General features: G+C 66.7%; 8 protein-coding genes and 1 pseudogene. 7 read left to right on the top strand and 2 right to left on the bottom strand.

Going from position 1 to position 8259, the window contains the following annotated elements; genetic code table 11:
• Positions 1 to 255 precede the first annotated feature (255 nt).
• The 3 genes from ACYPYD_RS07995 to ACYPYD_RS08005 all read left to right on the top strand — a co-directional run bounded on the left by ACYPYD_RS07995 (position 256) and on the right by ACYPYD_RS08005 (position 3496).
• On the top strand, positions 256 to 1017 hold the full coding sequence (locus ACYPYD_RS07995; RefSeq protein ID WP_459662709.1) for a GntR family transcriptional regulator: 762 nt from the start codon (positions 256 to 258) through the stop codon (positions 1015 to 1017).
• Positions 1018 to 1103: 86 nt separating this feature from the next.
• Positions 1104 to 2120 (top strand): zinc-dependent alcohol dehydrogenase family protein, encoded by a 1017-nt coding sequence (locus ACYPYD_RS08000; protein WP_459662710.1) that lies wholly within the window; start codon positions 1104 to 1106, stop codon positions 2118 to 2120.
• On the top strand, positions 2120 to 3496 hold the full coding sequence (locus ACYPYD_RS08005; RefSeq protein WP_459662711.1) for an MmgE/PrpD family protein: 1377 nt from the start codon (positions 2120 to 2122) through the stop codon (positions 3494 to 3496). The genes ACYPYD_RS08000 and ACYPYD_RS08005 overlap by 1 nt, the downstream gene beginning before the upstream one ends.
• Before the next feature lie 221 nt (positions 3497 to 3717).
• Here ACYPYD_RS08005 and ACYPYD_RS08010 read toward each other — a convergent pair whose 3' ends face one another.
• The gene (locus tag ACYPYD_RS08010) at positions 3718 to 4542 is read right to left on the bottom strand and encodes an SDR family NAD(P)-dependent oxidoreductase (RefSeq protein WP_459662712.1); all 825 of its coding nucleotides are present in this window, start codon (positions 4540 to 4542) and stop codon (positions 3718 to 3720) included.
• Entirely contained in the window at positions 4539 to 4847 is a 309-nt protein-coding gene (locus ACYPYD_RS08015) for an REDY-like protein HapK (RefSeq protein ID WP_459662713.1), read from the bottom strand. Before ACYPYD_RS08015 ends, ACYPYD_RS08010 begins: the two co-directional genes overlap by 4 nt.
• Before the next feature lie 78 nt (positions 4848 to 4925).
• Here ACYPYD_RS08015 and ACYPYD_RS08020 point away from each other — a divergent pair, with 78 nt between their 5' ends.
• The 4 genes and pseudogenes from ACYPYD_RS08020 to ACYPYD_RS08035 form a co-directional block, all read left to right on the top strand.
• Entirely contained in the window at positions 4926 to 6137 is a 1212-nt protein-coding gene (locus tag ACYPYD_RS08020) for a class I SAM-dependent methyltransferase (RefSeq protein WP_459662714.1), read from the top strand.
• On the top strand, positions 6137 to 6496 hold the full coding sequence (locus tag ACYPYD_RS08025) for a hypothetical protein (protein ID WP_459662715.1): 360 nt from the start codon (positions 6137 to 6139) through the stop codon (positions 6494 to 6496). Before ACYPYD_RS08020 ends, ACYPYD_RS08025 begins: the two co-directional genes overlap by 1 nt.
• 5 nt (positions 6497 to 6501) lie before the next feature.
• Positions 6502 to 7881, top strand: a complete 1380-nt coding sequence (locus tag ACYPYD_RS08030; protein ID WP_459662716.1) for an FAD-dependent oxidoreductase — start codon at positions 6502 to 6504, stop codon at positions 7879 to 7881.
• Positions 7882 to 7969: 88 nt separating this feature from the next.
• Positions 7970 to 8259: pseudogene (locus ACYPYD_RS08035) on the top strand (FAD-binding oxidoreductase); the annotation flags it as partial.

Here is an 8259-nt window from a genome sequence, read left to right on the forward strand (position 1 = left end):
CATTGCGAGCGTAGCGAAGCAATCCACGAACGACCCACGGAACTGGATTGCTTCGCTACGCTCGCAATGACGAAGTATGGTTCAATCTGCCTTTCCCGCAGTCCAGACGATCTCGGTGATAAGCAGGGGGCGCTTCGGTGCCCCTTTTTCGTGCCCGACTTTTTCGCCTACCGAATTTGCCGTTGCGCGGGCAATTGACTTATCTACGCGAGGTTTGACGATCAGGCTCGCGCAGTCCGCGCGGTGCCGTATTGAATGTTCGGGAGTATCGGGGTGGTCGATCGCGACGCTGCAGTGCCGCTCTATTATCAGATCTACCTGCAACTGCGTGACGAGATCCTGAGCGGTCAGCGCCCTTTCGGCAGTTCCATGCCGACCGAGCACGAACTGGCCGAACTCTTCGGCGTCTCGCGGATCACCGCACGCAGGGTGCTCAACGAACTGGCTGAGCAGCGCTATGTCGAGCGCAAGCGGCGGCTGGGCACCACGGTGATCTTCAAGTCGCCCGCCAAGCCGATCGAGGCGGACATAGATCAGGCGATGGACTCGCTGATGGCGCTGGGCAGCGGCACCACCGTCAACGTGATCGAGGTCAACCGCGAGAAGCCCAACCCCACCATCGCCGCAGCCCTGCAGGTCGATGCGGGGCAGGATGTCATCCGTGCGGTGCGCATCCGCTATCTAGACGGGATGCCGATCGGCTACGTCGTCAGCTACGTGCCGGGCGATCTGGCGCCCCTGATCACGCCGGGCAATCTTGCCAAGGGGCCGATCCTGCAATTGCTCGCCAATGCCGGGTACAAGGCGGTCCATGCGGACCAGACCATCGGCGCGCTGCAGGCCGACCCGCAACTGGCGCAGGCGCTGGAGATCGCCCCGCTTGCCGCGCTGCTGCGGATCAGCCGCACCAGCTACGATGCGAACGAGCGGCCCTTCCTGCTGACTTTCGCGCATTACCGCTCGGACAAGTTCACGATCCGGCTCGATCTTCACGGAACCCGCTACGCGGTCAATTGAGCGACCCAATTCGGTCATAGCGCGCTTGCGCACCGATATTGTTATAGTTACGATACAAAAAGCATCATTCAACGCTTGGGGGTATCGTGAAGGCCTATACGATCGGTTCGCAGCAGGGCATCGCCTCGCTGACCGCAGTGACCAGGGACGTGCCGCAGCCCGGTCCCGGTCAGGTTCTCGTCAAGGTGCGCGCGGTGTCGCTCAACCATCGCGACCTGCTCATCGTCTCCAGCAAGTACGGCGCGCCGCGTCCCGAAGACCGCGTGCCGGTGTCGGACGGTGTCGGCGAAGTGGCGGGTCTGGGTGAAGGCGTCGCCGGGGTCGAGATCGGCCAGCGCGTCACCGCGCCGCATTTCGTCAGCTGGACCGACGGTCCGTTCTCGCCCGCTTACTTCGGCCACGACCTTGGCGTGACCCATGACGGCTGGCTGGCCGAGTACGTGCTGGTCCCGGCGCACGCGCTGGTGAAGGTGCCGGATTCGCTGACCGACCGCCAGGTCGCAGCGCTGTCCGGCGCGGCGCTGACCGCGTGGAATGCGATCGTCGAGGTCGGCAAGGTCAAGGCGGGCGACAGCGTGCTCGCGCTCGGCACCGGCGGCGTTTCGATCATGGCGCTGCAGATCGCCCGCATGTGCGGCGCGCGCGTCGCCATCACCTCGTCCAGCGACGAGAAGCTGGAGCAGGCCCGCGCGCTCGGTGCCGACGTGACGGTGAACTATCGTGGCGATGGGGACTGGGACAAGACCGTGTTCGCCGCGCTCGGCAACGGCGCGGACATCGTCGTCGAGACCGGCGGCCTTGCCACGCTGCGCCAGTCGATCGCGGCAGCGGCGCCCAACGGGCGTATCGCCATCATCGGCGCGCTGGGCGGGACCGTCAGCGATCCGCTGCCCAACTTCGGCACGATCATCGGCAAGAACCTCGCCATTCACGGTATCGCTGCGGGCGGCCGCGCGATGCTGCAGCGCCTGGTCAACGCGATCGCGATCAACGGCATGGAGCCGGTGGTCAACAAGGTGTTCGGCTTCGACGAGGCCGCCGATGCCTACGCCTACCTCCACTCGGGCGATCACTTCGGCAAGGTGATGATCCAGGTCGCCTGATGACTCCAGCGACCATGGCCGACCCCGCCGCCCGCCTCGCCGATCATGCGCTGTCCGTCGAGTGGGCGGCGCTGCCCCCCTCGGCGCAGGCGGCGGCCCGTGCTTTCTTGTTCGACAGCCTTGCGGTGGGCGTGGCGGGGTATTCCGCCATCTACGCCGAAGAAATCCGCAAGGCCGCGCAGATCTGGACCGGCGGGGCTGCGGGCGAGGGCATGGTGCTGGGCGCACCGGATCTGCGCCTGCCCGCGCCTTACGCGGCTTACGTCAACGCCTACCAGATCCACTCGCAGGAATACGACTGCGTGCATGAGCCGGCGGTCGCCCACCCGATGGCGACCGTCTGCGCGGCGCTGCTGGCCGAGGCCGGGCGTGCTCCGGCCTCGGGCGAGGATTTTCTTGCCGCCGTGGTCGCCGGGATCGATGTGGTGGCGACGCTGGGCGTGGCGGTGAAGGGGCCGCTGAAGTTCTTCCGCCCGGCGACGGCGGGGATCTTCGGCTGCGTCGCCGCGCTGTCGCGCCTGCGACGGGTAGAGCCGGAAGTCGCCTATCGTGCCTTCGGCCACGCCCTCGCACTGGCGAGCGGAACGATGCAGTCGCACATCGAGGGCAAGCCCACGCTGGCGCTGCAGGTGGCGGCCGCGGCGCGCTCGGCGGTCGAGGCGTTCGACCTTGCGCGCGCCGGGGTGCCCTCGCCCGCAGGCGCGATCGGCGGGCCGTTCGGCTACATGGCGCTGTTCGAGAACGACCCGGTGCTGGAGCCCGAACTCGACAAGCTGGGCAAAATCTGGCGCGTCGAGGAAGTCAGCTGGAAACCGTTCCCCACCGGCCGCGCGGCGCAAGGGGCGATCGTTGCGCTCAAGACGCTGATGGCCGGGCATGGCGTGACGGCGGACAATCTGGAAGCGCTGGAATACCACGCGCCGCCTTTGATTCATCGATTGGTCGGCCGCCGTCCGCAGGCGGACATGACGGTGGCCTATGCGCGGCTGTGCTTCGCGTGGCTCGGCGCGGTGGTTCTGACCGAGGGGGACGTGGGCCTCGATGCCTTTACGCCCGCGCGGCTGGGCGATCCGGTTTTGACGGCGATTGCGGAGAAAATCACCGTCGTTGCGGACGACAACGCCGATCTTGCGGCTTTCGTACCGGCTTTTGCGCATGTGCGGCTGGTGGACGGGCGGTCTTTCCGCGTCGATGTCGCCCGGCAACTCGGCGCGCCGGAGTGGCGTTTGACGCTGGAGCAGCAACTGGAGAAAGCGGGCAAGTGCTTCGCGTTCGGCGGGCTGGATGCGGCGCTGGTGCCACAGCTGCACGCGCTGGTCGGGCGGCTGGATGCGGCCGGGGATGTGGCGCGAGTGCTGGCGGAACTGCTGGGCTAAATGACCCTGCTCCAAAAACTGCCGTCATCCCCGCGAAGGCGGGGACCCATCTGATGAAGGTTCAACAAGCACCGTCAGGAGATGGGGTCCCGCCTTCGCGGGAATGACGAGGATAGAAAAGCACGGTTGCATCCTGCTCGGCCCCGACCGGGAACCGCTCCAACGCAAGCTGGGTGGTTCACGGCCAGCGGTCCCGGATCAAGTCCGGGACGACGGCAGGGTCAATGCGGCTCCTCACCGCCCGAAACGTTCATGCTCTCGCCGGTGATGTAGATCGCCTCGTCCGAGCACAGGAATGCCACCGCAGCGGCAGTGTCCTCAGGCATGCCGGGACGGCCCATCGGGATGCGCGCGGCCATGTTGGCGAGGTATTCCTCCACCGAGATGCCCTGCACCTCAGCGAAATGCTCGTTCTGCCACTTGCCGAGCCCGGTGGTGACGTGGTTCGGGCACACGTTGTTGACGGTGATGCCGTGCGCGCCCAGCTCGATCGAGGCCGAGCGCACCAGCCCGACGAGGCCGTGCTTCGAGGCGGTGTAAGCCTGCGCATGCATGAACCCGGACTTCGCTGCCTGGCTGGCGATGTTGACGACGCGGCCGCCTCTCCCCTGTGCGATCATGATCTCGGCCGCTGCCTGCAGGCCGTACCATGCACCGGTCAGGTTGACGTCGATCACCGCGCGCCATTCGTCGGCGGAGACCTCCATCATCGGCTTCATGATATAGCCGATCCCTGCGTTGTTCACCCAGATGTCGAGCGAGCCGTGGGTGTCCACCGCATGGCCGGCCAGCGCGCGAACCTGTTCGGGATTGCGCACGTCGCAGGGGAAGGTCGAAGCCTTCGGCAGCGATGCGGCGATGGCGTCCATCTCGGCGCTGGACCCGATCATCGAACCCGGCGTCGCCGCGTCGGCGGGGGCGCCGATGTCGGAGATCACCACCGTCGCGCCCTCGGCGGCGAGGCGGCGAGCGATGCCCTCACCAAGCCCGCCCGCACGGCCCGAGCCGGTTACGACCGCGACCTTGCCGTCGAAGCGACCGCTCATGAGCCCAGCTTCTCGGTCATGATGAAGATCGGGTCGGCCCAGTCCTGGAACTCGGCGGCGACCTTGCCCATGGCCTCGGTCGAGGTTTCGTCGCCGAACAGGTCCATGTCCGCCACGTCGATGATCTCGACGTACTGGTAGGGCGCGGTGCCGCCGCCCAGCAGGCCCGCCGTGCGCAGCACCTCGAAATTGGAGACGGACTTCAGGCCGTTCACGGTCGGCAGATCGGTAGTCTCCGCCCAGCGTTCATAATTGGCGACGCTCTTTCCGGCCTTGAGGTTCAGCAGCACGATGATGCGAGTCACGGGTAATCTCCTCCTTGAGGTGAGCCAAGCTACCTGTTATTTGATATAGAAGCATGACATATAACGCGAGGGTTGACCATGTCCAGAAATGACCCGGCTGCCGATTACGATGGCCCGCCCGACTACCGTGTCATCGGCCGTCACGCGCTGTTTCCGCAGACCAGTCATGACGAGATCGAGCGGATCAACTTCCTCGCGCAGATGAATCGCCACCTGGCGGCCAATGTCGTGCCCGGCGTCAAGCAGGCTTACGAGAAGCGGGTCGTGCCTGCGTTTGAAGCCGCCGAAGGCCGCCCGATCGCCAACCGCCACGAAGCGCGCAAGGCACTGCTGGCGGACCCCGCGTTCCAGACCTGGTCGGCGATGCGCCGCATGACGATGGAGCAGCGCCAGCAGGCCGGTCGCTGGACCGCGCTGCGCCAGTCCGAGCAACTGGCCGAGAAGGCCCGCGAACTGACCGAGGGCGACGATCGGCTCAAGCTCGATCCGGCATTGCAGCAGCCGCGTTATGTCTCGGCGGTCGATCATCACTGCATGCCGGGCAGTTATCACACCGAATACTTCCCCGGCGACGTGAGCAATGGCGCGAACTACGATCACGCCGGGTTCGTCACCACCAGCGGGTTGCTCGGCAAGTATTCGGACGGCGGCGGCCATGCCGTCGCGCGCTGGGTGAAGCGCAACCTGCCGGACTTCCAGCCCAGGCAGATCCTGGAGATCGGCGGCACCGTGGGCCATTCCAGCCTGCCGCTGGCGCAGGCTTTCCCCGAGGCGGAGATGACCATCGTGGACCTCGGCGCGCCGGTGCTGCGTTATGGTCTGGGCCGCGCCAAGTCGCTCGGCGTCGACAACGTGCGCTTCGTGCAGGCGAGTGGCGAGGACCTTTCGATCTTCCCCGACGCCAGCTTCGACTGGATCCAGACGACGATGTTCCTGCACGAACTGTCCACCGGATCGCTGCGCCGGATCATGGCCGAGACGCGCCGCCTGCTGAAGCCGGGCGGCATCGTCCTGCACGTCGAGCAGCCGCAGTACGCGCCCGAGATGCCCTTGTTCGAGCAGGCCATGCGCGACTGGGACGCCTACTACAACAACGAGCCGTTCTGGAGCCGGATGCACGAAATGGACCTCGACGCGGAGATGATCGCGGCCGGGTTCGCGCGTGACCAGCTGATCCACGGCGGGGTGACGGCGGTGGTCGACCGCGACCTGTTCCCCGACGCCGCCGACGACGACAAGGAAGACTACGGCCGCAAAGCGGCCTGGCACGTGATCGGAGCAACCGTCTGATGTCCATCGCCGATGCCCTGCGCGGCGCGGGTGCCAAGCCTGCCGGCAAGCGCCCCTATTTCCTCGACGCCGAAGTCGAGCGTGTCCTCGCCATCACTATGTCGATCGCTCAGGAACTGGCGGTAAGCCGCCAGCGCACCGACACGCTCGAACGGCTGCTGCTGGAGAAGGGCGTGATCTCGCAAGGCGAGATCGACGCCTTCGTGCCCGACCGCGCCGCCGCCACCGAGCGTGCGCTGTGGAATCAGGAGTACATCGCCCGCATCCTGCGCATCGTGCAGCAGGAGAACGAGGCGGTCGGGCGCCCGGACGACATCGCCTCGGAAGACGTGGCGGTAGAGGTTGGCGCAGAATCGTGAGTGGCATGGAGTTCGAATTCACCGTCGACGTCCTCGTCATGGGCGGCGGCGCCTGCGGGGCCACCGCTGCGCTGGCGGCCAGCGATGCGGGCGCTGAAGTGCTCCTCGTCGAAGCCGACGCGCGGCCGATGGGCACCACCGGCATGTCGATGGGCGTGTTCTGTGCGGCCGGGACGAAGCAGCAGGCGGCGGCAGGCGAGCAGGATGACGGCGATACTTTCTTCGCCGACATTCTCGCCAAGACGAAAGGCCAGACCGACCCAGAGATCGCGCATGCATTGGCCTATGGCTCCGGCCCGACGCTGGACTGGCTGGTCGGGATTCATGGCGTGCCGCTCGAACTCGATACCGGCTTCCGTCCGGCCTACGGCAACACCCGGATGCGCGTCCACGGCTGGCCGGGCCATGCCGGGCAGGACCTGCTGGAACTGCTGCACCAGAAGGTCGCCGACGCCGGGGTGATGGTGCTCAACCCGGCCAAGGTGGTCGATGTGATCGCCGACGACGAGGGCCGCGTCCTCGGCGTCGAGATCGAACGGCCCGGCGGTGAGCGCGAGCGGGTGGGGTGCAAGGCGCTCGTTATCGCCAGCGGCGGCTTCGCCGGAAACCACGCAATGCTGCGCCAGTACATACCCGAGATGGCTGATGCGCGGAACAACGGTCACGAGGGCAGCCGGGGCGACGGTATCCGCTTTGGGGCATCGCTAGGTGCCGCTATGGGCGACTTGGGTGCCTTCCAAGGTTACGCCATGCTGACCGAGCCGCAAGGTATCAGCGTGCCTCCCGGATTCGTCATCGACGGCGCGATTCTGGTCAATATCAACGGCTTGCGCTTCGTGGACGAGAAGGAGGACATCGCCGGGATGGTCCACCCCGTCATGGCGCAGCCCGGCGGCCACGTCTGGGTGATTTTCGACGAAGAGATCGAGCGCCGCAACGCCTACCAGCCCGACACCAAGGCGCTGACCGAACTCAACGCCGCCCGGCGCGGGGAAAGTGTAGAGGCTCTGGCGCAGCGCATCGGCGTCGATCCGCAGGCGCTGGCCGCCTCGCTCGAAGAGGCCCGTCAGGCGCAGGTCGAAGGGCGTCCGGACGCACAGGGCCGCGTCTGGGGGGACGAGCTTCCGCCCTCGGGCGCGCTGGGTGCGTTCAAGGTCGTCGGCGCGATCTATCATACGCAGGGGGGCTTGCAAATCGACCGTAATGCGCGGGTTCTGCGCGAGGACGGCTCGGCTTTGCCCAACCTTTTCGCGGGTGGCGGCGCGGCGCGAAGCGTCTCGGGGCCGTCGTCCTGGGGCTACCTCCCGGCGATGGGCCTGTGCACCGCCGTGACCCTCGGCAGGCTGTCCGGGGAGGGCGCAGCAGCGATCGCAGCGGGCCGATGATCGCAGAGCGGAGGGTCGCCCTGCGGCTCTTTGCGTGATCAATCCAACCTGACAGCAGTAAATCACGATTAATCACCGGAGCACGACGATGGACCCGCTGAGCGCAACGCTTTCCGAACCGACCGCAACCTCGGCACTGGCCGAACGCCTCGCCGCGATCATCGGGGCCGACAACGTCACTATCGACGAGGCGAAGCGCAAGCTGCACAGCGAGGACGTCTGGTCGCGCGCGGACGACGTCGTCGCGCTGATCGTCGCTCCAGCCACCACCGAGGAACTGGCCGAGGTCGTCAAGGTCATCGGCGATGCGGGCTGCTCGGCCGCGCCGCGCGGCGCGGGGATGAGCTACACTTCGGCCTATGTCCCCGCCAACGACCG

It is taken from the genome of Novosphingobium sp. 11B, assembly GCF_054589055.1.

Coding starts and splice junctions, on each gene's coding strand:
- ACYPYD_RS08030 (WP_459662716.1), top strand. CDS start 6,502: ATGGAGTTCGAATTCACCGTCGACGTCCTCGTCATGGGCGGCGGCGCC.
- ACYPYD_RS08025 (WP_459662715.1), top strand. CDS start 6,137: ATGTCCATCGCCGATGCCCTGCGCGGCGCGGGTGCCAAGCCTGCCGGC.
- ACYPYD_RS08010 (WP_459662712.1), bottom strand. CDS start 4,542: ATGAGCGGTCGCTTCGACGGCAAGGTCGCGGTCGTAACCGGCTCGGGC.
- ACYPYD_RS08020 (WP_459662714.1), top strand. CDS start 4,926: ATGTCCAGAAATGACCCGGCTGCCGATTACGATGGCCCGCCCGACTAC.
- ACYPYD_RS07995 (WP_459662709.1), top strand. CDS start 256: ATGTTCGGGAGTATCGGGGTGGTCGATCGCGACGCTGCAGTGCCGCTC.
- ACYPYD_RS08005 (WP_459662711.1), top strand. CDS start 2,120: ATGACTCCAGCGACCATGGCCGACCCCGCCGCCCGCCTCGCCGATCAT.